Here is a 24,155-nt window from a genome sequence, read left to right as displayed (position 1 = left end):
CGGGCCGGCGGGGGCGGGCGGCCCTCGGCCGAGCGGCCCTCAGCCTGCCGGCACCGGTGCCGGCAGGCCGGCCGGCCAGGTGTGCACCGGCTCGCCGAGCTGCATCAGCTCGCAGTAGCGGCGGGTCGTGGCGGCGAGGGCGGCCTCCCGGTCCATTCCCTTCTCCAGGGCGCGGTGGAAGGTGGCGGCCTGCCACTGGGCGCCGTTGGTGCGGCGGCGGCACCGCTCCTCGATCACGCCGAGATACAGGTCGCGGTCGGCCCGCTCCACTCCCCAGGCGCTCAGGCCGGCCTCGGCCAGCGGCAGCAGCTCCTCGCGCACGAGGGTGACGGCGTCGGTCTCGGCCGTACCGGAGTGGCGGCCGCGCCGGGGCCAGGTGAACCGGGCGTCGATGCCGTAGCGGCAGGCGGCCTCGAAGTTGGCCGCCGCCGCCTCGAAGGGCAGCCGGGTCCACACGGGCCGCGGCTCCTCGGCCAGGGCCCGGACCAGACCGTAGTAGAAGACGGCGTTGGCGACCACGTCGGTCACGGTCGGCCCGGCGGGCAGCACCCGGTTCTCCACCCGCAGGTGGGGCACGCCGTCGGCGATGTCGTAGACCGGACGGTTCCAGCGGTAGATCGTGCCGTTGTGCAGGACCAGCTCGGCGAGTTTCGGCACGCCGCCCTCGGCCAGGACGTCGAGCGGGTCCTCCTCGTCGCAGATCGGCAGCAGCGCCGGGAAGTAGCGCAGGTTCTCCTCGAAGAGGTCGTAGGCCGAGGACACCCACCGCTCGCCGAACCAGGTGCGCGGCCGTACGCCCTGCGCCTGGAGCTCCGGCGGACGGGTGTCGGTGGACTGCTGGAACAGCGGGGGCCGCGACTCGCGCCACAGCTCGCGCCCGAAGAGGAAGGGCGAGTTGGCGCCGACGGCGATCTGCGCGGCGCTGGCCGCCTGCGCCGCGTTCCACACGTCCGCGAACCGGTCGGGTGTGACCTGGAGGTGCAGTTGCACGGAGGTGCAGGCGGCCTCCGGCACGATCGACTTCGAGGTGCACACGAGGTGCTCGACGCCGTCGATGTCCAGGGCGAAGTCCTCGCCGCGGGCCGCGACGATCTGGTCATTCAGCAGCGTGTAGCGGTCGACGTCGGAGAGGTTGGAGGAGACCAGGTCGTCGCGGCCGAGGGTCGGCAGAATGCCGATCATCGCTATTCCCGCGTCGACCTCGCCGGCTTTTCGGTCGGCATATGCCAGTGACGTCCTCAGCTCCTCGGCCAGCCGGTCGAATACCCGGCCGCCGAGCCGGTGCGGGGCGATGTTGACTTCCAGGTTGAACATCGCGAGTTCGGTCTGGAAGTCACGGCTGGCGATGCGTTCCAGAACTTGCGCATTCAGCATTCTCGGCAGCCCGTCGGAGCCGACGAGATTCAATTCGATCTCCAGCCCCATCAGATTCTTCGGCCGGTCGAACCGCTTCTCCGCCAGGAGCCGCTCCAGTCCCGTCAGACACCGCCGGAGCTTGTCGCGGTAGCGGTTGCGATCGGACAGGTCGAACTGGCCTGCCACGACCTTCTCGCCCATGCAGCGTCCCTCCTTGCTCGGGCGGGCCGGAGATCGGGCCGCCGGGTCCCGGTCAGGTGGGATGATGCCCCGCCATCGCGATCGATAACGTCCCATCGCCGACGGGCACCGACTACTGTGGACCTGTATGACCAGAGGCACATTCACGGGGCATGGGGCGCCCAGCAGTTTCGGGTACCCCGGCGGGCTCGTGAAAAACGCCGACGGCATCCGGCCGTCCGCCGGGCGGACACCGCCCGAGGTCACTGCGGCACGCTCATCCGGAAACCGGGATGATTACCGCGAAACTCCGGCCGAATAGCGGCTTGCCGTTCACACGGGAAACAGCTAGCCGAAACACCACCTGAACATTTGTCGTATAAACTCTGCACCACGGCAGAAGGTTGGCTCCCGCCGCCCTGGACCCTGACGTCAGGGCCAAAAGCGGCATGCCACGCTCCGCATCCCTCACCCGTCCGCCAGGACCCGGCCCCGCCTCCTCCTGCCCAAGAGCTGACAGCGCCGTCCGCACCACGCCCCACGCCGCGCCCTCGCGCCACCGTGCCTGTCGAATGAGAGGCGACCCACCATGCCGCTGCATGTCCCCCCGGCTCCCGCCCCCGCACTGCGTTCCGTGCTCACGGCACTCGATTCCCCCACCGCACTCCGGGAGGCTCCGACCCCCGCCCTGCGCGCCGCCCAGGGCCCCACGACACCCGAACTCCCCCTGCCCGTGCACGTCCTGGACCGGATCAGCGCCGACGGGGCGTCCGCGACCCGGCTGGCCGGATGGCGCTTCCTGATCCGCAGCGGCGAACACGCGGTGGCCGCGGCCGAGACCATGCTCACCCCCGACGGCTGGGCCTTCTCGCACTTCTTCGAGGGGCCCTACGTCACCTCCACCGAACGCGCGCTGCGCCAGGCGGAGAGCATGGGCCAGCCGTACCAGCCGCGCCTGCTGTCGATGCCCAGCCTGTACATGCTGACGCTGTGGCTGCACGGCGACATCGACGGCGACGGCACCGACGGGCACCCGGACGACACCGATCTGCTCGTCCCGCTCGCGCCGGCCCCGCCCGGCATCCCGGCCCACGTGCCGCACCGGGTCGCCGACCTGCTGCCGCTCCTCACCCACCGGGCCGCCCCGGTGAGACTCCTGGGATCGCCGGCCTGACCCGCACGCCGTCACACTTCGACAGACACCCCGTACCCGCCGCCGGATCTCCCGGCGGCGGGTACGGCGTTTCACGGGCAGAAGTAATTCGCTCATGCGAGCCGTAATTCACTCCAATGAGCCGGACAGGGGCCGGACGAATGGCGGCCGCCGACCGGACCACCCGCCGACCCGACCGGGCTAGTCACCCTCGGCTACCGCGAACCACCCGAAGTGACAGTGCAGTTGAGGTGAACCGCTCGGGCGGGTGACGCGTCTTGAACCTTTGAGAAGCGGTGCCGCGAAATCCCTGCGGAATCACGCCCGCGGGGCAACACTGGTGCCAGTCCGACTTATCAAACGGGGGGCGGCCATGCAGAATGCCAGCAGCCGCGGAACGGACGCGACGACCATCCCGGACCACCCATCAGAGCGAGAGATCCCATCCATGTGCCAGCACCAGCCACCGTGCCCGACAGCCGACTCCGCCGACCGGGAATCCGCCCGTCTGGTGGCGCACCACCCGGAGCAGGGCTGGAGCCTGCTGTGCAACGGCGTCCTGCTCTTCGAGGACACCGGTGAGCTCCTGCCGGACGGCCGGGTCATCGCGCCGCACCGCCCGCTGGGCGCCGGGCGCGTGGTGACCGCGGCCTGAGCACGACGGGCGGCCCGCTCCGGCGGGCCGCCCGGGATCGCCTCACGGGGCCGGTCCGCACCCCGCGTGCGGACCGGCCCCGACGCGTGTCCGGCGACGCCCCGCGACCGGACCCGCTACCGTCCGGCGCGGCGGAACGGACGCGTGGGTGTGCGCGGCGGGACCGGCCCGGCCATGCTGGACGGAGGGTCCGCGGGACTCTTAACGGAAGATTGACGTCCGCTGGGCCCGGCAACCGTGGGTCTGGGCGTCACTGTCTGCTTACGCTGGTGCTCCGTCCGCACGAAGGCCCGATCCCACCGAGCCGTACCTCAGGAGCAGGGCCGATGGCCACCACCGAACACCCTCCCAGTCGGCTGCGCGCCTGGATGCTGGAGGGCCTCTCCGACATGGGCAAGGGCGTGCAGCAGGCGCCGCACGCCGCGCCGGAGCCCCCGCACCAGGGTCAGCGCTGGTGGCGGGTGATGTGCCTGACCGGCGTCGACTACTTCTCCACCCTCGGCTACCAGCCGGGCATCGCCGCCCTCGCGGCCGGCCTGCTGTCGCCGGTCGCCACCCTCGTCCTGGTCGTCGTCACCCTCGCGGGCGCGCTGCCCGTCTACCGCCGGGTCGCCGAGGAGAGCCCGCACGGCCAGGGGTCCATCGCGATGCTGGAACGCCTGCTGTCGTTCTGGCAGGGCAAGCTGTTCGTCCTCACCCTGCTCGGCTTCGCCGCCACCGACTTCCTGATCACCATCACCCTGTCGGCCGCCGACGCCTCCACCCACCTGGTGGAGAACCCGCATCTGACGAGCACGCTGCACGACCACCGGATGCTGATCACGCTGATCCTGCTGGCGCTGCTCGGCGCGGTGTTCCTCAAGGGGTTCCTGGAGGCGATCGGCGTCGCGGTCGTCCTGGTCGGCGTCTACCTCGCGCTGAACGTCGTGGTGGTGGTCACGGGCCTGTGGCACGTCGTCACCGCCGAGCACCTGGTGACCGACTGGACCGGCGCCCTGACCGCCCAGCACGGCAACGTCTTCGCCATGGTCGGCGTGGCCCTGCTGGTCTTCCCGAAACTCGCCCTCGGCCTGTCCGGCTTCGAGACCGGCGTCGCCGTCATGCCGCACGTGAAGGGCGACGCGAGCGACACCGAGGAGCGGCCGGCCGGCCGGATCCGGGACACCAAGAAGCTGCTCACCACGGCCGCGCTGATCATGAGCTGCTTCCTGATCGCCACCAGCCTCATCACCACCCTGCTCATCCCGGAACGGGAGTTCCAGCCCGGCGGCAAGGCCAACGGACGCGCGCTGGCCTTCCTGGCGCACGACTACCTCGGGAACGTCTTCGGCACGGTGTACGACGTCTCCACCATCGCCATCCTGTGGTTCGCGGGCGCCTCCGCGATGGCCGGGCTGCTCAACCTGATGCCGCGCTACCTGCCCCGCTACGGCATGGCCCCGCACTGGGCCGGCGCGGTGCGGCCGATGGTGCTCGTCTTCACCCTGATCGGCTTCCTCGTCACCTGGATCTTCGACGCCAACGTCGACAAGCAGGGCGGCGCGTACGCCACGGGCGTGCTGGTGCTGATCAGCTCCGCGGCGATCGCCGTGACCATCGCCGCCCGCAAGGCCGGACAGCGGCACTGGACCATCGCGTTCGCGGTGATCTCGGCGGTGTTCCTCTACACGACCGTCGTCAACGTCATCGAGCGCCCGGACGGCGTGAAGATCGGCGCCTGCTTCATCGTGGGCATCATCCTGGTGTCCCTGCTGTCCCGGCTCGCCCGCGCCTTCGAACTGCGGGTGACCAGCGTGACCATGGACCCGATGGCGCAGCGCTTCGTCCGGGACATCGCCAGCCGCCGGATCCGGTTCATCGCCAACAAGCCGGGCCGCCGCGACAAGGCCGAGTACCACGACAAGATCGAGCAGATCCGCGCCGACAACGACATCCCCGACACGGAGGACTTCGTCTTCGTCGAGGTGACGGTCACCGACCCCTCCGAGTTCGAGGCGGACCTGACGGTGCGCGGCGAGGTCCTGCACGACCGCTACCGGGTGCTCTCCTGCCAGTCGTCCTCGGTGCCCAACGCCCTGGCGGCGCTGCTGCTGGAGGTCCGCAGGACGACCGGCTGCATCCCGCACATCTACTTCGAGTGGACCGAGGGCAACCCGTTCCGCAACTTCCTGCGCTTCTTCCTCTTCGGCCAGGGCGAGGTCGCGCCGGTCACCCGCGAGGTGCTGCGCGAGGCGGAGCCGGACCGCGCCAAGCGGCCCCGCGTGCACACCGGCTGAGCGGCCGCGGCACGCCCCCGGGCCGGTCTCGTGCGGACCGCGCCGGGCCCCTGCCGCCTTCCGGCCGGTCGGCCGCGGCGCGCCCCGGGCCGACCCCGCGTCCGGACAGCCCGCCGGTGGCCCTATCGTGGCCGGCATGCAGTCCTACACGATCGGCCAGGCCGCCCGTCTGCTCGGCGTCAGCCCCGACACCGCGCGCCGGTGGGCGGACGCGGGCCGGGTGGCCACCCACCGCGACGAGAGCGGGCGGCGGCTCGTCGACGGCCGGGACCTCGCCGCCTTCTCCGTGGAGCTGGCCGCCTCCGGCGGCGAGGAGGACCCCTCCTACACCTCGGTCCGCAACGCCTTCCCCGGGATCGTGACCGCCATCAAGCTCGGCGACGTGGCCGCCCAGGTCGAGATCCAGGCCGGCCCGCACCGGCTGGTCTCCCTGCTGACCCGGGAAGCGGTGGAGGAACTGGGCCTGGAGGTCGGCATGGAGGCCACCGCCCGTGTGAAGTCCACGAACGTGCACATCGACCGGGCGTGACCGGCGGCGGCCGCCGGTTCCGGCGCCGCCGGTCTCAGGCCGCGGCGGCCGGCGCGTACCCGCCGTCCACCCGGATCGCCCTGATGGCGCTGATGTAGCGCGCCCCGCAGCGGTCCTGCGGCAGCACCAGCTGGGGCCCGGTCCCGTCGAGCGGGGTGTCGTCCATGGCCACCGCCAGCAGGACCGGGGCGGCGGCGAAGTCCGGGTCGATCTCGGCCCAGGAGAGCAGCGTGCGGTGCCCGTCGGCGCCCGCGACCGCGATCAGGAAGCGCAGGCGGTCCTTGCGCCGCGCCGCGTCGAAGGCGGGCCGGGCGTCGGCCAGCACGTCGTACAGCCGCGGCCCGGCGAACCGGTGGCGGCGCACTCCGCTGGTCGCGCACTCGAAACTCACCCCTGCCCGGTGCTGCGGCCAGCCCAGCAGATCGGGCACGGTCAGGCGCACCGGCCGGGCGAGGTCACCGGTCAGGACAAGCTCCGCGAGCGGCACCGCCACCACCTCCGGGAGGTCCGTCCCCAGGTGGAGCGCCGTATAAACGCACATGCGACCCTGAAGTCACAGAACAACAGCTCATGCAAAGCAACAGGTGACTTACCCCTCTCAACTGCGGCAGTATCATCGCCGCACGGCCCCGCACGGCCGTGCCCCTAGGCTCGACAGCCTTCTTCGTGCACGACCAGAGGAGTAGATCCGTGATGACCCGTTCAGTGCGCCGGACCCGGACCCTGCAGGTGGCCGGTGCGGGAGCCGCGGCACTGCTGGCCCTCAGCGCCTGCTCCTCCTCCGACGACTCGTCGGACAGCTCCTCCTCGCCGTCGGCCGCCGCCTCCGGAGCCTCCTCGCAGAAGCTCTCCGGCACGGTGACCGTCTTCGCCGCGGCCTCCCTGAAGGAGAGCTTCACGACGCTGGGCAAGGAGTTCGAGCAGCAGCACCCGGGCACCAAGGTGTCCTTCAACTTCGGCGGCAGCGACACCCTGGCCGCCAGCATCACCAGCGGAGCGCCGGCCGACGTGTTCGCCGCCGCCAGCGCCAAGACGATGAAGATCGTCACGGACAAGGGCGACGCGGTCGGCACGCCCGCCACCTTCGTCCGCAACCAGCTGGAGATCGCCACCCTGCCCGGCAACCCGGACAAGATCGCCTCGCTCAAGGACCTCACCAAGTCCGGTCTGAAGGTCGTCCTGTGCGACAAGACGGTGCCCTGCGGCGCCGCCGCCCAGAAGGCGCTGACCGCCAGCGACCTCAAGCTCACCCCCGCCTCCTACGAGCAGGACGTCAAGAGCGCCCTGACCAAGGTCGAGCTGAAGGAGGCCGACGCGGCCGTCGTCTACAAGACCGATGTGCACGCGGCCGGTGACAAGGTGGAGGGCGTGGAGTTCCCCGAGTCGGCCAAGGCCGTCAACGACTACCCGATCACCCTGCTCAAGGACGCCGGCAACGCCACGGCGGCCAAGGCGTTCATCGAGCTGGTGAAGTCCGCCGAGGGCCAGAAGGTCCTGAACCAGGCCGGGTTCCTCAAGCCGTGAAAACCCTGGCCCGAACCGGCCGCGACGGCGCCGTGACCCCGCGGAGCGGGGCGCGGCGCCGCCGTGCCGCGCGGGGCGTGCCGCTGCCGCTGCTGGTGCCCGCCCTGGCGGGCCTGGCGTTCCTGCTGCTGCCGCTGCTCGCCCTGCTGATCCGCGCCCCCTGGCGCACCCTGCCCGACCAGCTGACCAGCACCGAGGTGTGGCAGGCCCTCCAGCTCTCCCTGGTCAGCGCCACCGCCGCCACCGCGGTGAGCCTGGTGCTGGGCGTCCCGCTGGCCTGGCTGCTGGCCCGCACCGACTTCCCCGGCCGCGGCTTCGTACGGGCCCTGGTGACGCTGCCGCTGGTGCTGCCGCCGGTGGTGGGCGGTGTGGCGCTGCTGCTGGCACTGGGCCGCAACGGCGTCGTGGGGCAGTGGCTCGACTCCTGGTTCGGGATCACCCTGCCGTTCACCACGGCCGGCGTGGTGGTCGCGGAGGCGTTCGTGGCCATGCCGTTCCTCGTCATCAGCGTCGAGGGCACGCTGCGCGCCGCCGACCCGCGCTACGAGGAGGCGGCCACCACGCTCGGCGCGTCCCGCTTCACCGCGTTCCGCCGGGTCACCCTGCCGCTGATCGCGCCCGGCATCGCGGCGGGCGCCGTCCTCGCGTGGGCGCGGGCGCTCGGCGAGTTCGGCGCGACGATCACCTTCGCCGGCAACTTCCCCGGCCGCACCCAGACCATGCCGCTCGCCGTCTACCTGGCCCTTCAGGACGACCCGGCGGCGGCGATCGCCTTGAGCCTGGTCCTGCTGGCCGTGTCGATCGCGGTCCTGGCCGGTCTGCGGGACCGTTGGATGACGGCCTCCTCATGACCGGCTGCCGCCCCGCACCCTGGATGCTCACCTCATGACCCACATCGCCTCATGACCCACACCGACGAGACCCCGGCCGGCGTCCGCGCCGAGGACGTGCCCGGCGAAGGTCTTGACGCCCGGCTCGTCGTCGCCCGCGGCGCCTTCCGGCTCGACGTGGCGCTCACCGCCCGCCCCGGCGAGGTGGTCGCGCTGCTCGGCCCCAACGGCGCCGGCAAGACCACGGCCCTGCGCGCGCTGGCGGGTCTCTCCCCGCTCACCGCCGGCCATCTGCGCCTGGACGGCGCCGCACTGGACCGCACACCGCCGGAGGCGCGCCCGGTAGGCGTGGTCTTCCAGGACTACCTGCTCTTCCCGCACCTGTCCGCCCTGGACAACGTGGCGTTCGGGCCGCGCTGCCAGGGCGCCTCCAGGACCGAGGCGCGGGCGCGGGCCGCCGAGTGGCTGGCGCGCATGGGCCTGACCGACCACGCCGGAGCCAAGCCCCGCCGGCTCTCCGGCGGCCAGGCCCAGCGGGTGGCCCTGGCCCGCGCCCTGGCCACCCGGCCCCGGCTGCTGCTGCTGGACGAGCCGCTCGCCGCGCTGGACGCCCGCACCCGGCTGGAGGTCCGCGCCCAGCTGCGCCGCCACCTCGCCGAGTTCGAGGCCGTCGCCGTCCTGGTCACGCACGATCCGCTGGACGCGATGGTGCTGGCCGACCGGCTGGTGGTGGTGGAGCACGGACGCGTGGTGCAGGAGGGCGCCCCGGCCGACATCGCCCGGCGGCCGCGCACCGACTACATCGCCCAGCTCGTCGGTCTGAACCTGTACCGGGGGCAGGCGGAGGGGCACCGGGTGCGGCTGGAGGCCGGCCCCGCCGTCGCCACCACCGAGGAACTGTCCGGACCGGCCTTCGTGGCGTTCCCGCCGAGCGCGGTCACCCTGCACCGGGACCGCCCGGCCGCCGGCAGCGCGCGCAATCTGTGGCGGTGCGAGGTGGCCGGGCTGGAGACGCACGGCGATCAGATCCGGGCGGACCTCACCGGCGAGCTGGCCCTGGCCGCCGACCTGACGACGGTCGCCGCCGCCGAGCTCGGCCTGCACCCGGGCGCGGAGGTCTGGGCGGCCGTCAAAGCGGCTCAGACGCACGCCTACCCGGCCTGAGCCCCGCACCCGGGGCGTCCCGCCCGCGCCCGACACGACCAGGCCCCGCCCGGCACGACATGCCGGGCGGGGCCTGGTGCGTCACGGCGCTCAGTCCTCGTACGCGTCCAGCGGCGGGCAGGAGCAGACCAGGTTCCGGTCGCCGAACGCCTGGTCGATGCGGCGCACCGGCGGCCAGTACTTGTCGGCCGCCGAGACACCGGCCGGGAAGACGGCCTCCTCGCGGCTGTAGGCGTGGTCCCACGCGCCGCCGAGCGCGGCCGCGGTGTGCGGGGCGCCGCGCAGCGGGTTGTCCTGCGCGGGCCACTCGCCCGAGCCGACCTTCTCGATCTCGGCGCGGATCGCGATCATCGTGTCGCAGAAGCGGTCCAGCTCGGCCAGGTCCTCGGACTCGGTCGGCTCGATCATCAGCGTGCCGGCCACCGGGAAGGACATCGTCGGCGCGTGGAAGCCGTAGTCGATCAGCCGCTTGGCCACGTCGTCCACGCTCACGCCGGTCGCCTTGGTCAGCGGGCGCAGGTCGATGATGCACTCGTGCGCGACCAGGTTGCCGGGGCCGGTGTAGAGCACCGGGAAGTGCGGCTCCAGGCGCTTGGCGATGTAGTTGGCGCTCAGCACCGCCACCTGCGTGGCGCGCTTGAGGCCCTCGCCGCCCATCAGCCGCACATAGGCCCAGGAGATCGGCAGGATGCCGGCCGAGCCCCAGGGCGCGGCGGAGATCGGGCCGACGCCGGTCGCCGGTCCGGCCTCCGGCTGGAGCGGGTGGTTGGGCAGGTGCGGCGCGAGGTGGGAGCGGACGGCGACCGGGCCGACGCCGGGACCGCCGCCGCCGTGCGGGATGCAGAACGTCTTGTGCAGGTTCAGGTGCGAGACGTCGCCGCCGAAGTGGCCCGGCTTGGCGAGGCCGACCAGGGCGTTGAGGTTGGCGCCGTCGACGTAGACCTGGCCGCCGGCGTCGTGGACCTGGGCGCAGATGTCGGCGACGTGCTCCTCGAACACACCGTGCGTGGACGGGTAGGTGATCATCAGCACGGCGAGCTGGTCGCGGTGCTGCTCGATCTTCGCCCGCAGGTCCTCGACGTCGATCTCGCCGTCCTCGGCGGTCTTGACGACGACGACCTTCATGCCGGCCATCACGGCGCTGGCGGCGTTGGTGCCGTGCGCGGAGGACGGGATGAGGCAGACGGTGCGCTGCTCGTCGCCGTTGGCGCGGTGGTAGCCGCGCACGGCGAGCAGACCGGCCAGCTCGCCCTGGGAGCCGGCGTTGGGCTGGAGGGAGACCTTGTCGTAGCCGGTGACCTCGGCGAGGCGGTCCTCCAGCTCGTGGATGAGCTGGAGGTAGCCCCGCGCCTGCTCGGCCGGCGCGAAGGGGTGCAGCTGCCCGAACTCGGGCCAGGTGACCGGCTCCATCTCCGTGGTCGCGTTGAGCTTCATGGTGCACGAGCCCAGCGGGATCATGCCGCGGTCGAGCGCGTAGTCGCGGTCGGCGAGCTTGCGCAGGTAGCGCAGCATCGCGGTCTCGGAGCGGTACTGCTGGAAGACCGGGTGGGCGAGGTAGCCGTCGGTGCGCAGCAGGTCCTCGGGCAGCGCCTGAGCGGCGGCGGCGTCCAGGGCGTCGATGTCGCCAGCGACGCCGAAGGCGGTCCAGACGGTGCGCAGGTGGGCGCGGGTGGTGGTCTCGTCGCAGGCGATCGAGACGTGGTCGGCGTCGACCAGGCGCAGGTTGACGCCGCCCTCGCGGGCCGCGGCGACGACCTCGGCGGCCCGGCCCTCGGCCCGGACGGTCAGGGTGTCGAAGAACGCGCCGTGGACGACGTCGGCGCCGCCGGCCCGCAGTCCCTCGGCGAGGACGGCGGCGTAGCGGTGGGTGCGGTCGGCGATGGCCTTCAGGCCGTCCGGGCCGTGGTAGACGGCGTACATGCCGGCCATGACGGCGAGCAGCACCTGCGCGGTGCAGATGTTGCTGGTGGCCTTCTCGCGGCGGATGTGCTGCTCGCGGGTCTGGAGGGCCAGGCGGTAGGCCTTGTTGCCGTCGGCGTCGACGGAGACGCCGACCAGGCGGCCGGGCAGGCTGCGGGCGAACTTCTCGTGCACGGCCATGTAGCCGGCGTGCGGTCCGCCGAAGCCCATCGGCACGCCGAAGCGCTGGGTGGTGCCGACGGCGATGTCCGCGCCCAGCTCGCCGGGCGACCTCAGCAGGGTGAGGGCGAGCAGGTCGGCGGAGACGGTGACCAGGGCCCCCAGCGCGTGCGCCTGGTCGATCACCGGCTTCAGGTCGCGTACGGCGCCCGAGGCGCCCGGGTACTGGAGGAGCACGCCGTTGATCTCGCGCTCGGCGATCTCGGCCGGGATGCCCTCGGCGAGGTCGGCGACGACGATCTCGACGCCGGTCGGCTCGGCACGGGTCTGGATGACGGCGATGGTCTGCGGCAGCGCGTCCGCGTCGACCAGGAAGAGGCCCTTCTTGTTCTTGCCCATGCGCCGGGACAGGGCCATCGCCTCGGCGGCCGCGGTGCCCTCGTCGAGCAGCGAGGCGCCGGAGGTGGGCAGTCCGGTGAGGTCGGCGACCACGGTCTGGAAGTTGAGCAGCGCCTCCAGGCGGCCCTGCGAGATCTCCGGCTGGTAGGGCGTGTAGGCCGTGTACCAGGCAGGGTTCTCCATGACGTTGCGCAGGATGACCGGCGGCGTGAACGTGCCGTAGTAGCCGAGCCCGATCATGGAGCCGAGGACCTGGTTGCGGTCGGCGAGGGAACGCAGCTCGGCCAGCACCTCGGCCTCGGTGCGCGCGCCCGGCAGGTCGAGCGCGTCGGCGTTCTTGATCACATCGGGCACGGCGGCGGCGGTCAGCTCGTCGAGCGAGCCGTAGCCGACCTGCGCGAGCATCTTGGCCTGGGCCTCGTGGTCGGGGCCGATGTGACGCTGCTCGAAGGGGATGCCCTGTTCGAGCTCGGAGAGCGGGATGCGCTGGGCGGTCATTGCGGAGGCCTCCTGGTCTGACGCGACCTTCGAGGGACACCACGGCGTGGGTGCCCCGACGGCCTCCCCCTCTGTCATCTCAACCTGAGAGCTTCACCGGGGCCGCCTGGACGGCGCCCGGCTTTCACCGTCGGTGAGAGCGGGAGCCGTCGACACCCGCTCTGCTTTCCAGAGTGACCTCGTCCGTGCGGTACGTGGGCCTGAGAGATTCCGGGGAGGATTTGCTCCTTCGGCGCCTCCGGTGTTCGCCGGAGGACTCTCCCGCACGGGGTCAGCAGCCGCTGCCAGGGTACCAGCGGGGCGGGCGCACAGGTCTTCGAGTGGCCGCCTGGGCGAATGTGCTCTTTCGTAGTGCTTACGGATGAGTTGCGACCATGTGGAGGGACCGTGCTGACCGAGATCGATCCGCGCAACCTGATCGGCCGCAAGGCGTTCGACCGCAACGGCGACAAGATCGGCACGGTGGACGAGGTCTACCTCGACGACGCCACCGGTGTGCCGGAGTGGGCCGCCATACGCACCGGGCTGTTCTCCCGGGACGCCTTCGTCCCCCTGGAGCCCAGTGAACTGGTCGACGGCGCGCTGCGCGTCCCCTTCGACCGGGCACTGATCAAGGACGCCCCCGATTTCGGCGTCGGCCGCCATCTCTCCCCCGAGCAGGAACTGCAGCTCTACCACCACTACGGCCTCGACGTGGCCCCCGCTCCCGCGCTCCCCGACCACGACTTCGGCAGACTCGCGGGTTCGGGCACCGAGGAGGTCTGACCCGAGCAGGCAGGAGGAGGCACGAGCAGGCACGAGCAGGTCCCTCCCTCTCGCGCACCGGGCCGCGCCGGGCACCGCCGACTCACCCACCCCCGCCCGCCGCAGCCCGCTCCCTCCCCCTCCTCACCCCTCCTCAAGCGTCCCAGCCACCCGCAGCCGTCCGCAGCCGCCACCGGTCGCCGCCTCGGCGCCGCCGACTCACCCACCGGATTCACCCCGCGCCACCGAGGCAGGCGGCCTCGGCCCCCGCACCCGCGAGCCACCGGGAGGCAGCCTCGCCACACCCACCGATCCGGCACCCCCGCCCACCGCGCGGCGGTCACCGGACACGGCGGACGCGACCCACCGACCCCACCCCTCACAGCGCGGGGTCGACACCGCCCACCGCGCAGGCCGCACCCTCCGCCCCCTCCGCCCCGTTCTGTCTTCGCCGCACCAGCGGCAGCGGGTCGGCCGGCTCCAGGTCCGGGTCGTCGACGCGGAACGTCCGCACCCGGCCCGGCTCCGACAGGGGCGTCTCGAAGCGCACGGTGACCCGGCCCACGCCGCTGCCCTGCACCCAGCCGTGCCCGTGTTCGGCGTGCCGCACGTCGTGGCCCGAGGGCCAGCGCCGCTCGGCCGGCGCGGCCTGCTCCTCGTCGGGCTCCTCCGCCGGTTCCTCGGCGAGGCTCTCCGCGCGGGCGCCGGCGGCCTGCGCGAACAGGTCCTCCTGGGTGTAGTCGGCCAGCCCGGTCACGCCCACGCCCAGCAGCCGGACCCCGCCCGTGGTGTCCACGGACTCCAGCAGCCGGGCCGCGGCCTCCCGCACCACCGCCGGGTCGTCGGTGGGGCCGCGCAGCGTCTCGGACCGGGTCAGCGTGGAGAAGTCGTACCGCCGCACCTTCAGCACGATGGTCCGCCCGGACAGACCGGAAGCCCGCAGCCGCCGCACGCACCGGTCGGCGAGCCGCCGCACCTCGAGACCGACCCGCAGCCGGTCGTGGATGTCGACGTCGTAGGTGTCCTCCACCGACACCGACTTGGCCTCGCGTTCGGCGACCACCGGCCGCTCGTCGTGAGCCAGCGCCATGGCGTGCAGCGCCTGCCCGTGCGCCTTGCCCAGCAGTCGTACCAGCTCACCCTCGCCCGCCTCGGCGATTTCGCCCACGGTGTGAATGCCGGCCCGCCGCAGATGGTCGCCGGTCGCCGGACCCACACCCGGCAGGGTCCGCACCGGCATGGGCTCGAGCAGGGACCGCTCGGTGCCGGGCTCGATGAGGACGAGGCCGTCGGGCTTGGCCTGCTCGGAGGCGATCTTCGCGAGCATCTTGCAGGCAGCCAGCCCGACCGAACCCGTCAGACCGGTGACGGCCAGGATGTCGGCGCGCAGCCCCTCCCCCACCAGCCGGGCCGAGTCCGCGTCCCCGGCCGCTCCCCCGGCCTCCAGGTCCACGAACGCCTCGTCCAGGCTGAGCGGCTCCACCAGCGGCGACAGGGAGCGCAGCAGCCCCATCACCTGCTCGCTGATGGAACGGTAGAAGGCGAACCGGGGCACCAGGCAGGCGGCGTTGGGCGCGAGCCGCCGCGCCTGCGCCATGGGCATCGCCGAATGGACGCCGAAGACCCGCGCCTCGTACGACGCGGTGGCGACCACCCCGCGCGGTCCCAGGCCGCCCACGATCACGGCCTTCCCGCGCAGGCTCGGCTTGGACGCCTGCTCCGCCGAGGCGAAGAAGGCGTCCATGTCGAGGTGCAGGATCGTGGGCGCGGTTCTCACATCTACGATGCTGCACCACACCACTGACAACGCCCCCGCGCCGAGTGCCGGCACGGGGACGGGACGGGCGCGCAGCCCGGGGCAGGGCGCGGCCCCGGTGTGGTCGAACCGGTGTGGTCAGACCGCCCGGTTGCGCCGCCGGGCCAGTTCGTCGCCCGGGTTGTGGCCGATCAGGGTCTCCCCCGTGTCGACGCGCTCGCCGTGCAGTTGGGACAGCGCGCTCTCGACGTCGCGCCACACCACGCCCACGGCGATGCCGAAGACGCCCTGGCCGCCCTGGAGCAGCTCGTGCACCTCGTCCGGCGAGCCGCACTCGTACACCGTGGCGCCGTCGCTCATCAGCGTCATGCGCTCCAGGTCCTGAAAGCCGCGCTCCCGCAGGTGCTGCACCGTGGTACGGATGTTCTGCAACGACACACCGGTGTCCAGGAACCGCTTGACGATCTTCAGCACGACGACGTCGCGGAAGCTGTACAGCCGCTGGGTGCCGGAGCCGTGCGCGGGCCGCACGCTCGGCTCGACCAGGCCGGTGCGCGCCCAGTAGTCCAGTTGCCGATAGGTGATGCCGGCGGCTGCGCAGGCCGTCGGACCCCGGTAGCCGATCTCCTCGGTCACCATGGACGCCGCCCCTTTGCTGCTGGGCACGGCCGCCGGCCACTGCGGGGCGTGGTCGGCCGTGCCGGCGTGATGGGGGTATCCGCTGCTGGAGCGGAGCCGAGAGCTTGGGGAAGGGTACGGAACGCCTCCGCCGACACCGCGCCCGGGGATGTCCCCAGCCGTACCGTCGCCGCTGCTTCTCACGCCGACCTCCGTCCTTGACCTGCCTCCTCGACGGTAGGCAGTCACCAGGGGTGCGTCAACGATCGCCACACTCGGCACGCCGAGTGATAATCACCCTAAGAGTGGTTTCCCGTGCCCTACCGCGGGGAAAGGCTAGCCGAATGTCCTCGCGGGCTCTCTGCGCGCGACCCTCGGCGGCCGACGGCGGGTGCCGGCGTGTCACTGGCTGCTGCTGCCGAAGTCCTCCGGCGAGATCTGGTCGAGGAACTCGCGGAACTTCTCCACCTCGTCCTCCTGTTCGTCCGGGATCGCGATCCCCGCGTCGTCCAGCACCGTGTCACTGCCGTAGATCGGCGTACCGGTGCGCAGCGCCAGCGCTATGGCGTCGGACGGACGGGCGCTCACCTCGACGCCGCTGGCGAAGACCAGCTCGGCGTAGAAGACGCCCTCACGCAGGTCCGTGATGCGCACTTCGGTGAGCTCCTGGCCGACGGCCTCCAGCACGTCCTTGAACAGGTCGTGGGTCAGCGGCCGCGCGGGAGCCATGCCCTGCTGGGCGAAGGCGATGGCCGTCGCCTCCCCCGGTCCGATCCAGATGGGGAGGTAACGGTCGCCTCCCACTTCACGCAGGAGCACGATCGGCTGGTTGGAGGGCATCTCGACCCGGACACCTACGACATCGAGCTCGTTCACACAGCAACCCTAGGCCGTGCCCGGGACGTTTGGGTAGTCGGGCCGGGATCGGGCGGTCGATCAGCGGGCCGATCCGGCCTCGCCGCGCGCCGCTCCGGCCGGCGCCGGGGTCCGCTCGCGGCGGCCGCGCGGGCCGCCCGCTCAGGGCAGCCGCACCCCGAGGGCGGTCTGCACCAGCGCCGAGTGCAGCCTGACCGTGAGCGCCGCCAGCTCCCTGGTGCGGTCCTCCGCGTGCGCCCTGGTCTGCGGGTTGCGATGGCGCCTGAGCGGGGCCACCACCTGGTCGACGAGGCCCGCCTCCCGGTCGGCCGCCGCCTTCATCGCCCGCAGGTGCCGGGGCCCGATCCCGAACTCGCCGAGCGCGCGGACCAGGGAGGCCACGGTCACCGCCTCGGCGTCGTAGACCCCGTCCTCCAACGGAGTGAGCAGCCCGTACGACTCCCACTCCGCGAGTTCGGCCTCGTCCATCTCCGCGGCGGCCAGCAGGTCGGCACGACCGATCCGGGCCGCCGTGGGCTCGGACTCCCCAGCGGAGGCCGGCGCCGGCTCGCCGTCGCGCTGCCTGCCGAGCACCGGCAGCCGCACGGCCTCACCGCGCTCCACCGCCTCCAGGTACTCGCGGATGACCTTCAGCGGCAGGTAGTGGTCGCGCTGCATCCGCAGCACCCTGGCCAGGCGCTCGAGATCGTCCCCGCTGAACTTCCGGTACCCCGACGGGGTGCGCCGCGGCTCGACGAGCCCCTCCGCCTCCAGGAAGCGGATCTTGGAGATGGTGACCTCGGGGAACTCGTCGCGCAGCGCGTTCAGCACCGCGCCGATGCTCATCAGCCCACTGTCCGTCGCGGCGGCCCCGTGACCGGAGCCGCCGCTCGGTGTTCGAAGCATGGACCTTCCCTGGGGGTTCCTCCGGACGGCGCCCGGAGGAGGGTCAGTAGCCCTGCCGGCTCGCGTAGAACACCAGCCGGTACTTGCCGATCTGCACCTCGTCGCCGTTGGCCAGCGCGACCTGGTCGATCCGCTCCCGGTTGACGTAGGTGCCGTTCAGGCTGCCGACGTCGGCCACCGTGAACGAGCCGTCCGGACCGCGGCGGAACTCCACGTGCCGGCGCGAGACCGTCACGTCGTCCAGGAAGATGTCGCTCTGCGGATGACGCCCGGCCGTGGTCAGCTCACCGTCCAGCAGGAAGCGGCTGCCCGAGTTCGGGCCACGGCGCACCACCAGGAGGGCCGAGCCGAGCGGCAGCGCGTCCACGGCCGCCTGCGCCTCCGGGGAGAGCATCGGCGTCTGGCCGGTGGCCTCCGCGTCGTACGCCTCCAGGCCGGAGATGGAGATCGTGGACGTCGTCTCCGAGGCCCGCTCGGGCACCGCGCCCGGACGCAGCGGCGCACCGCAGTTGGAGCAGAACCGGCTGTTCTCGCCGTTGCGGTTGCCGCACCTCGTACAGACCAGGGCCGACATGGACGGATCCTCCTGCCGCGGCTGCCCCGCCGGGGCCTGGGACCCGTACGGGCCGGAACCGTACCCGCCGCCCGCACCCGGGGCCGACGGTTGGCCGAAACCTATGCCGCCGGCCTGGGCGGGGTCAACGGACGGCGCGCCGTGACCGCCGGAGACGTCACCCCCCTGACCGGCTACCTGGTCCCGGAACAGCGGGCGCCGGCCCTCCGCGTCGGGCTGTGCGCGATGGCGGGCGGTGGCGTTTTCGTTGCCCTCTCGCGCGCTCTTGCCGAACAATTTCGCAAACAACTTCACGGGCGATTCCCCTTGACCGAAACAGACCCGCCCGTGGGGCAGGACGAACCCTGACTGCGTACACCGGTCGACCCGGACATCCTCACAACGTCCGTATCCACCAGACAGTTTCCACCACGCACCACCCAATCGGTGCGCCGACCCCCCGCAACCTCATGCCCCTGCCGGACGGACGCCATGCACCCCCGGTTCACTGGGAGGACGACCGAGCGTAGTCAGGCTGCTTCGCCGCCCGCAAGGCGTCCACAACGATCTTGTCCGACCTGTCCACGGTAACGGTGGCCTGCTCCTTCTCGAAGGTCTGCACCACGCCTCCAGGGATGTTGAGCGCCGGTTCGAGGTCCTGCGGCTTGCCGATGACCTGGAAACGATACGGGGCGTTGATCTTGTTCCCGTCGACCTCCACGCTCTTGCCGGAGTCCGTCAGGTAGGTGCCCGCGACCACCCGTACGCCGTTGACCTGCATCGCCTCGGCGCCGGCGGCGCGCAACTCCTGTATCGCGTCGAGCAGCATGTCCGCCTGGACCGTCCCCTTCGTGTCCTCGATCGTCACCGTGATGCCGGGCCCCTGCGCCGCCACCGTGCCCGCCAGCACGCCGAGTTGCTTCTCCTTCTCGGCGGTCTGCTTGCGGGCCTCCTCGGCCTGGTCGGAGCTGTTCTCCAGCTCCTGGCGCTGCTTGTCCAGACCTTGCTTCTCGTCTTCAAGACGCTGCGTACGGTTGTCCAGTTCATCGAGGATGCGGACAAGATCTTCCTGGCGGGCGCCGCGCAGCGCGCTGTCGCTGTCGCTGTTGGAGGCGACCTGGATCGCGAGGCCGAAGCCGAGACCGAACAGCAGCAGCGCGACGACGAGTTGGGCCCGGGTGAAGCGCGGCGGCCACAGGCCCTTGGCCAGCCGCTGGCGGCCGGTCGGCGCGGGCCCGGCGGACGGCCCCGCGGCGCCCTGCCCGGGCGCGGCGGGCTGCGCGGGCACCTCGGCCGGCAGCTCCTTGCGGAGCCTGTTCTCCGGCAGTTCGTCCTGGTGGGTCATCTCGTTCACGCCCGGAACACATGCCGCCGGATCGCGGCGGCGTTGGAGAAGATGCGGATGCCGAGGACGACCACGACACCGGTGGACAGCTGGGCGCCCACGCCCAACTTGTCGCCCAGGAACACGATCAGCGCGGCGACGACCACGTTCGACAGGAACGACACCACGAAGACCTTGTCGTCGAAGATCCCGTCCAGCATGGCCCGCAGCCCGCCGAACACGGCGTCCAGGGCCGCCACGACGGCGATCGGCAGATAAGGCTCGACGACCGCCGGAACCTCCGGACGGACCAGCAGCCCGGCCACGACTCCCACGACGAGGCCCAGTACGGCGATCACGATGTGCCCTTCTCAGTGCTCGGCTGTGCGGTGCGTACGGTCACACTCGGTGCGGCCGGCAGCCGGAGGTCGCTCTCCGTGGAGATGGCGGTCCGGATGCCGTAGTTGTCCTGGAGGGCGTGCAGATACAGCCCGTCGGGACTGTTCTGGAACCGGGTGCTGAGCCGCGGCCCGTCCCCCACCGCCAGCACCGTGTACGGCGGCACCAGCGGTTTGTTGTCGACCAGTATGGCGTCACCCGCGGCCCGGATCGCCGACAGGGCCGTCAGCCGCTGCCCGTTGACGGAGACCGCCTCGGCGCCGGACTGCCACAGCCCGTTGACGACGCGCTGCATGTCCCGGTCGCGCACCCGGCCGGTGTCGGAGAATCCCGACGTCTCGCGCGGGTTGCCGTTGCCCCCGGTACTGGCGTCCTTGGCGTCGTCCACGACGAGCTTCACCCCGGGGCCGTGCACCTCGGTGGCGCCCGCCAGGGTGCTCACCAGGTCGGCCTGGGGGTTCCCGCCGCTCTGCCGGAGCGCCTGGCGCTGCCGGGCGCTCACCTCGGCGCGCAGCTCGTCGACGTCGCTCTCCAGCTTGTCCGCCGCCGCCGTCTCGCGGTCGATGCGGTCGATCAGCTCCTGGCGCTCCTTGGCGACGACGGGAGCCGCCACCCGCGCCTGGGCCGCCCCCACGGTCACGACGAGAGCCGCCAGCACCAGACCCGCGGCCAGCCCCAGCCGGGCCCTGAGCGGCTTCGGCAGAGCGCCCTGGCCGGCGGCCTTCTTCCGGGCGGCGGCTTCGGCGTAGCCGTCGTCGAGGCTGTGGTCCATGACATTGGTGATCAACGACATGGAGGCGTCCGGACGGAAGGGCCGCGCGGGAGTGCTCCGAATGGGGGGTACCTGCGGCATGCCGCACATCGTCGCACGTCGTGGCCGAGACCTCCCAATGGCCCCACCGACGGGCCGGACAGGTGTCCTCGGGGACACCTGTCCGGTACGCGCGTGTGCGGTGCTCCGCTACCGGCCGGCGCTGTCCACGACCGCCGCCCACTCGTCCAGCAGGGCCTGCGCGGAGGCGTCGTCCGGGCCCTCGGCCCACAGATGGGTGACCGCCTCGGCCGGGTCGGGCAGGACCATCACCCAGCGGCCGTCGGTCTCCACGACCCGCACCCCGTCCGTCGTGTCCACGAAGCGGTCCCCCGCCTCCTCCACGACCCGGCGCATCACGAGACCCTTGACGGCCCACGGAGTGGCCAGGTCCCGCTTGAGGACGTGCGCCCGCGGGATACGGGCGTCGATCTGGCTCAGCGTGAGCTGCGTCCGCGCCACCAGGCCGATGAGCCGCACGAACGCCGCCGTGCCGTCGTAGACGCTGCTGAACTCCGGGACGATGAAGCCGCCCTTGCCGTCACCGCCGAAGATCGTCCCCTCCTCGCCGCCGACCCGCGTCAGGTCGTCGGGGGACGTGGTCGTCCACTCCACCTGGGTGCCGTGGTAGGCGGCCACCTGTTCGGCGATACGGGTGGTGGTCACCGGCAGCGCCACCCGGCCGCTGCGCCGCTCCGCGGCCACCAGGTCGAGCATGACCAGCAGGGCCCGGTCGTCCTCGATGATGCGGCCCTTCTCGTCGACGAGCGACAGCCGCTCGCCCACCGGGTCGAACCGCACACCGAACGCCGCCCCGGAGGACGCGACGATCTCACCGAGGCGGGTGAGGCCCGCCCGGCGCACCTCCACGGTCTCGGTGGGCCGCGACTCGTCCAGACCCGGGTTGATCGTCAGCGAGTCGACGCCGAGCTTGCCCAGCAGGCTGGGCAGCACCAGACCGGAGCTGCCGTTGGAGGCGTCCACGACGACCTTCAGACCCGACTCGGCGATCCCGCTCGTGTCCACGTCCCGCAGCAGCGAACCGGTGTACGAGTCGAAGACGCTGGACGGGAAGTACAGGTCGCCGATCTCGCCCGGGAACGCGCGCCGGTACTCCTGGCGGGCGAAGACGCGGTCCAGCTTGCGCTGGCTGCCCTGCGACAGGTCGGCGCCCTGACTGTCGAAGAACATGATGTCGACGGAGTCCGGCACGCCCGGCGTGGTCCGGATCATGATGCCGCCGGCGCTGCCGCGCGCGGTCTGCTGCCGCGCCACGGGCAGCGGCACGTTCTCCAGGTCCCGTACGTCGATGGCGCTGGCCTGGAGCGCCGAGATGACCGCCCGCTTGAGCGCACGCGCACCACGGGAGTGGTCACGGGCGGTGGTGACGGTGGCGCCCTTCTTCAGCGTCGTGGCGTACGCGCCCGCGAGCCGTACGGCGAGTTCCGGGGTGATCTCCACGTTCAGGACGCCGGAGACCCCGCGGGCGCCGAACAGGTGCGCCTGGCCCCTGGACTCCCAGATCACCGAGGTGTTGACGAACGCGCCGGCCTCGATGGTCTTGAACGGGTAGACGCGGACATTGCCCTGCACGATCGATTCTTCGCCGATGAGGCACTCGTCGCCGATGACCGCGCCGTCCTCGATCCGCGCCGCGCGCATGATGTCGGTGTTCTTCCCGACGACGCAGCCGCGCAGATTGCTGTGCTGCCCGATGTACACGTTGTCGTGGACAACGGCCTTGTGCAGGAAGGCGCCGCTCTTGACGACGACGTTCGATCCGACGACAGTGTGCTCGCGGATCTCGGCGCCGGCCTCCACCTTGGCGTAGTCGCCGATGTAGAGCGGCCCGCGGAGCACCGCGTCCGGGTGGACCTCCGCGCCCTCGGCGACCCAGACCCCCGGGGAGATCTCGAAGCCGTCGATGTCGACGTCCACCTTGCCTTCCAGGACGTCGGCCTGGGCCTTCACATAGCTCTCGTGGGTGCCGACGTCCTCCCAGTAGCCCTCGGCGATGTAGCCGTAGATGGGCTTGCCTTCCTTCATGAGCTGGGGGAAGACGTCGCCGGACCAGTCGACGGGGACGTCGGCCTCGACGTAGTCGAAGACCTCGGGCTCCATCACGTAGATGCCGGTGTTGACGGTGTCCGAGAAGACCTGGCCCCAGGTCGGCTTCTCCAGGAAGCGTTCGACCTTGCCTTCTTCGTCGACGATGGTGATGCCGAATTCCAAGGGGTTGGGCACGCGTGTGAGACACACGGTGACCATCGCGCCCTTTTCCTTGTGGAACCGGATCAGATCGGTGAGGTCGAAGTCGGTCAGGGCATCACCGGAAATGACCAGGAAGGCGTCGTCCTTCAACGCCTCTTCGGCGTTCTTGACGCTTCCGGCGGTACCGAGTGGCTTCTCCTCGTTGGCATAGCTGAGCTCCATGCCGAGCTCTTCACCGTCACCGAAGTAGTTCTTGACCAGCGAGGCCAGGAACTGCACTGTGACGACGGTCTCATTCAGCCCATGCCTTTTGAGCAGCCGCAGAACGTGCTCCATGATCGGCCGGTTGGCCACCGGCAGGAGCGGTTTGGGCATGCTCGAGGTCATAGGGCGAAGGCGTGTGCCTTCGCCTCCGGCCATCACGACGGCCTTCATGTCGGAAGCGTCCTCCTCCAGAGATGACGATCTAGCCGACTTCACCCGTCATGATTGTCCCGCACTTTCGCGCAGCGGGCCATCGGAGCCACTCGGGTGCCGGAATCGGCGGGATCAGTCGGCCATGGCGTCCGCACGGACCAGGCGGCGGACTTGTACCACGTACAGCACTCCTGCCCACCAATAGAGGGTTGTACCCCACCAGGCGAACGCCCATCCGAAAACGGCAGCGAGTGACGCGATCCAACCGCTTCCGTCGCTGAGCAGAAGCAACGGGAAGGCGTACATCAGGTTGAACGTGGCGGCTTTGCCCAGGAAGTTCACCTGGGGCGGCGGGTAGCCGTGCCGGCGCAGGACGGCCACGGCCACCAGGAGCATCAATTCGCGGGCCAGCAGGGCCGCGGTCAGCCAGACCGGCAGGATCTCGCGCCAGGTGAGTCCGACGAGGGTGGAAAGCACGTAGAGGCGGTCGGCCGCGGGGTCGAGCAGCCGGCCGAGGTTGCTGATCTGGTTCCAGCGCCGGGCGAGCTTGCCGTCCAGGTAGTCGCTGACCCCGCTCAGCGCGAGCACCAGCAGGGCCCAGCCGTCGCTCTTGGGGCCGCCGAACTCCGGCCTGAGGATCAGCCACAGGAAGAGGGGCACGCCGACGAGCCGCGCCATGCTGAGGATGTTCGGGATGGTGAGGACTCGGTCCGTCTGGACGCGGGTCTCCTGGACCTCCACCCGGGGGCCTCCTGGGAAAAAGTGCCTACGATGCCTCCCGACCTTACCCCAACGCAAAAAAGCTCCGGCTCTTGGGCTGTCTGCCCAAGAGCCGGAGCTCTAAAAGGAGTTCGGCGGTGTCCTACTCTCCCACAGGGTCCCCCCTGCAGTACCATCGGCGCTGTAAGGCTTAGCTTC

General features: G+C 71.6%; 21 protein-coding genes, 1 rRNA gene and 1 riboswitch. Of the genes, 8 read left to right on the top strand and 14 right to left on the bottom strand.

The annotated features are described in order from the left end of the window. Nucleotides 1-39: 39 nt before the first annotated feature. Nucleotides 40-1,557, bottom strand: coding sequence for a glutamate-cysteine ligase family protein (locus tag ABEB07_RS34345; protein WP_176148162.1), 1,518 nt, complete (start codon nt 1,555-1,557; stop codon nt 40-42). Nucleotides 1,558-2,125: 568 nt separating this feature from the next. Between ABEB07_RS34345 and ABEB07_RS34340 the strand changes: the two genes are divergently transcribed. From ABEB07_RS34340 to ABEB07_RS34325, 4 genes are all read left to right on the top strand, one after another. After that, nucleotides 2,126-2,710 carry a hypothetical protein gene (locus ABEB07_RS34340; protein ID WP_176148163.1) on the top strand — a complete coding sequence of 195 codons (585 nt, stop codon included), beginning with the start codon at nt 2,126-2,128 and terminating at the stop codon, nt 2,708-2,710. 427 nt (nt 2,711-3,137) lie between these two features. Next, complete coding sequence (locus ABEB07_RS34335) at nt 3,138-3,344, top strand: DUF5999 family protein (protein ID WP_176148164.1); 207 nt, start codon at nt 3,138-3,140, stop codon at nt 3,342-3,344. A gap of 326 nt (nt 3,345-3,670) precedes the next feature. Then, complete coding sequence (locus tag ABEB07_RS34330; RefSeq protein ID WP_345671958.1) at nt 3,671-5,620, top strand: APC family permease; 1,950 nt, start codon at nt 3,671-3,673, stop codon at nt 5,618-5,620. A gap of 136 nt (nt 5,621-5,756) precedes the next feature. Then, the gene (locus ABEB07_RS34325; protein ID WP_164588250.1) at nt 5,757-6,149 is read left to right on the top strand and encodes a TOBE domain-containing protein; all 393 of its coding nucleotides are present in this window, start codon (nt 5,757-5,759) and stop codon (nt 6,147-6,149) included. A gap of 34 nt (nt 6,150-6,183) precedes the next feature. On the opposite strand, the gene ABEB07_RS34320 is transcribed toward ABEB07_RS34325, so the two are convergent. Beyond that, nucleotides 6,184-6,690: a molybdopterin-dependent oxidoreductase gene (locus tag ABEB07_RS34320; RefSeq protein WP_345671957.1), complete on the bottom strand. Its 507-nt coding sequence runs from the start codon at nt 6,688-6,690 to the stop codon at nt 6,184-6,186. 152 nt (nt 6,691-6,842) lie between these two features. On the opposite strand from ABEB07_RS34320, the gene modA reads away from it, so the two are divergent. From modA to ABEB07_RS34305, 3 genes are read left to right on the top strand one after another with little or no spacing between them, the layout of a single operon-like run. Then, entirely contained in the window at nt 6,843-7,673 is an 831-nt protein-coding gene (gene modA, locus ABEB07_RS34315) for a molybdate ABC transporter substrate-binding protein (protein ID WP_164588252.1), read from the top strand. Between the two features lie 5 nt (nt 7,674-7,678). Further along, a complete protein-coding gene (gene modB / locus ABEB07_RS34310) occupies nt 7,679-8,524 on the top strand; it encodes a molybdate ABC transporter permease subunit (protein WP_203634833.1) in 846 nt (281 codons plus the stop codon). A 51-nt stretch (nt 8,525-8,575) separates the two neighbouring features. Next, nucleotides 8,576-9,667, top strand: coding sequence for an ABC transporter ATP-binding protein (locus tag ABEB07_RS34305; RefSeq protein ID WP_176148168.1), 1,092 nt, complete (start codon nt 8,576-8,578; stop codon nt 9,665-9,667). Between the two features lie 90 nt (nt 9,668-9,757). Here ABEB07_RS34305 and gcvP read toward each other — a convergent pair whose 3' ends face one another. Beyond that, nucleotides 9,758-12,643, bottom strand: a complete 2,886-nt coding sequence (gene gcvP / locus ABEB07_RS34300; RefSeq protein ID WP_345671956.1) for an aminomethyl-transferring glycine dehydrogenase — start codon at nt 12,641-12,643, stop codon at nt 9,758-9,760. Nucleotides 12,644-12,821: 178 nt separating this feature from the next. Further along, a riboswitch (glycine riboswitch) is annotated at nt 12,822-12,917 on the bottom strand. Between the two features lie 113 nt (nt 12,918-13,030). Here gcvP and ABEB07_RS34295 point away from each other — a divergent pair. After that, entirely contained in the window at nt 13,031-13,408 is a 378-nt protein-coding gene (locus ABEB07_RS34295; RefSeq protein ID WP_176148170.1) for a PRC-barrel domain-containing protein, read from the top strand. Nucleotides 13,409-13,766: 358 nt separating this feature from the next. Here the strand turns inward: ABEB07_RS34295 and ABEB07_RS34290 are convergent, their stop codons facing one another. From ABEB07_RS34290 to rrf, 11 genes are all read right to left on the bottom strand, one after another. Continuing rightward, complete coding sequence (locus tag ABEB07_RS34290; protein WP_345671953.1) at nt 13,767-15,164, bottom strand: DNA polymerase IV; 1,398 nt, start codon at nt 15,162-15,164, stop codon at nt 13,767-13,769. A gap of 117 nt (nt 15,165-15,281) precedes the next feature. Further along, a complete protein-coding gene (locus ABEB07_RS34285) occupies nt 15,282-15,965 on the bottom strand; it encodes a MerR family transcriptional regulator (RefSeq protein ID WP_176148172.1) in 684 nt (227 codons plus the stop codon). A 198-nt stretch (nt 15,966-16,163) separates the two neighbouring features. Further along, nucleotides 16,164-16,637: a bifunctional nuclease family protein gene (locus ABEB07_RS34280; RefSeq protein WP_003988851.1), complete on the bottom strand. Its 474-nt coding sequence runs from the start codon at nt 16,635-16,637 to the stop codon at nt 16,164-16,166. 141 nt (nt 16,638-16,778) lie between these two features. Beyond that, nucleotides 16,779-17,522: a transcriptional regulator FtsR gene (gene ftsR / locus ABEB07_RS34275; RefSeq protein ID WP_345671951.1), complete on the bottom strand. Its 744-nt coding sequence runs from the start codon at nt 17,520-17,522 to the stop codon at nt 16,779-16,781. A gap of 43 nt (nt 17,523-17,565) precedes the next feature. Continuing rightward, entirely contained in the window at nt 17,566-18,519 is a 954-nt protein-coding gene (locus ABEB07_RS34270; RefSeq protein ID WP_164587963.1) for an FHA domain-containing protein, read from the bottom strand. A gap of 61 nt (nt 18,520-18,580) precedes the next feature. Next, nucleotides 18,581-19,420, bottom strand: coding sequence for a DUF881 domain-containing protein (locus ABEB07_RS34265; protein ID WP_176151871.1), 840 nt, complete (start codon nt 19,418-19,420; stop codon nt 18,581-18,583). A 5-nt stretch (nt 19,421-19,425) separates the two neighbouring features. Beyond that, nucleotides 19,426-19,758 (bottom strand): small basic family protein, encoded by a 333-nt coding sequence (locus ABEB07_RS34260; RefSeq protein WP_003988855.1) that lies wholly within the window; start codon nt 19,756-19,758, stop codon nt 19,426-19,428. Continuing rightward, entirely contained in the window at nt 19,755-20,651 is an 897-nt protein-coding gene (locus ABEB07_RS34255; RefSeq protein WP_345671949.1) for a DUF881 domain-containing protein, read from the bottom strand. The genes ABEB07_RS34260 and ABEB07_RS34255 overlap by 4 nt, the downstream gene beginning before the upstream one ends. A gap of 108 nt (nt 20,652-20,759) precedes the next feature. Further along, on the bottom strand, nt 20,760-23,255 hold the full coding sequence (locus tag ABEB07_RS34250) for a mannose-1-phosphate guanyltransferase (protein ID WP_176148175.1): 2,496 nt from the start codon (nt 23,253-23,255) through the stop codon (nt 20,760-20,762). 114 nt (nt 23,256-23,369) lie between these two features. Continuing rightward, a complete protein-coding gene (locus ABEB07_RS34245) occupies nt 23,370-23,978 on the bottom strand; it encodes a CDP-alcohol phosphatidyltransferase family protein (protein ID WP_164583709.1) in 609 nt (202 codons plus the stop codon). A 108-nt stretch (nt 23,979-24,086) separates the two neighbouring features. Next, nucleotides 24,087-24,155: ribosomal RNA gene (rrf, locus tag ABEB07_RS39365) — 5S ribosomal RNA — on the bottom strand; the annotation flags it as partial.

Origin of the sequence: Streptomyces similanensis, from assembly GCF_039543625.1 — a bacterium.
Classification (GTDB): domain Bacteria; phylum Actinomycetota; class Actinomycetes; order Streptomycetales; family Streptomycetaceae; genus Streptomyces; species Streptomyces similanensis.
This window is presented reverse-complemented; position numbering and strand designations above follow the sequence as displayed.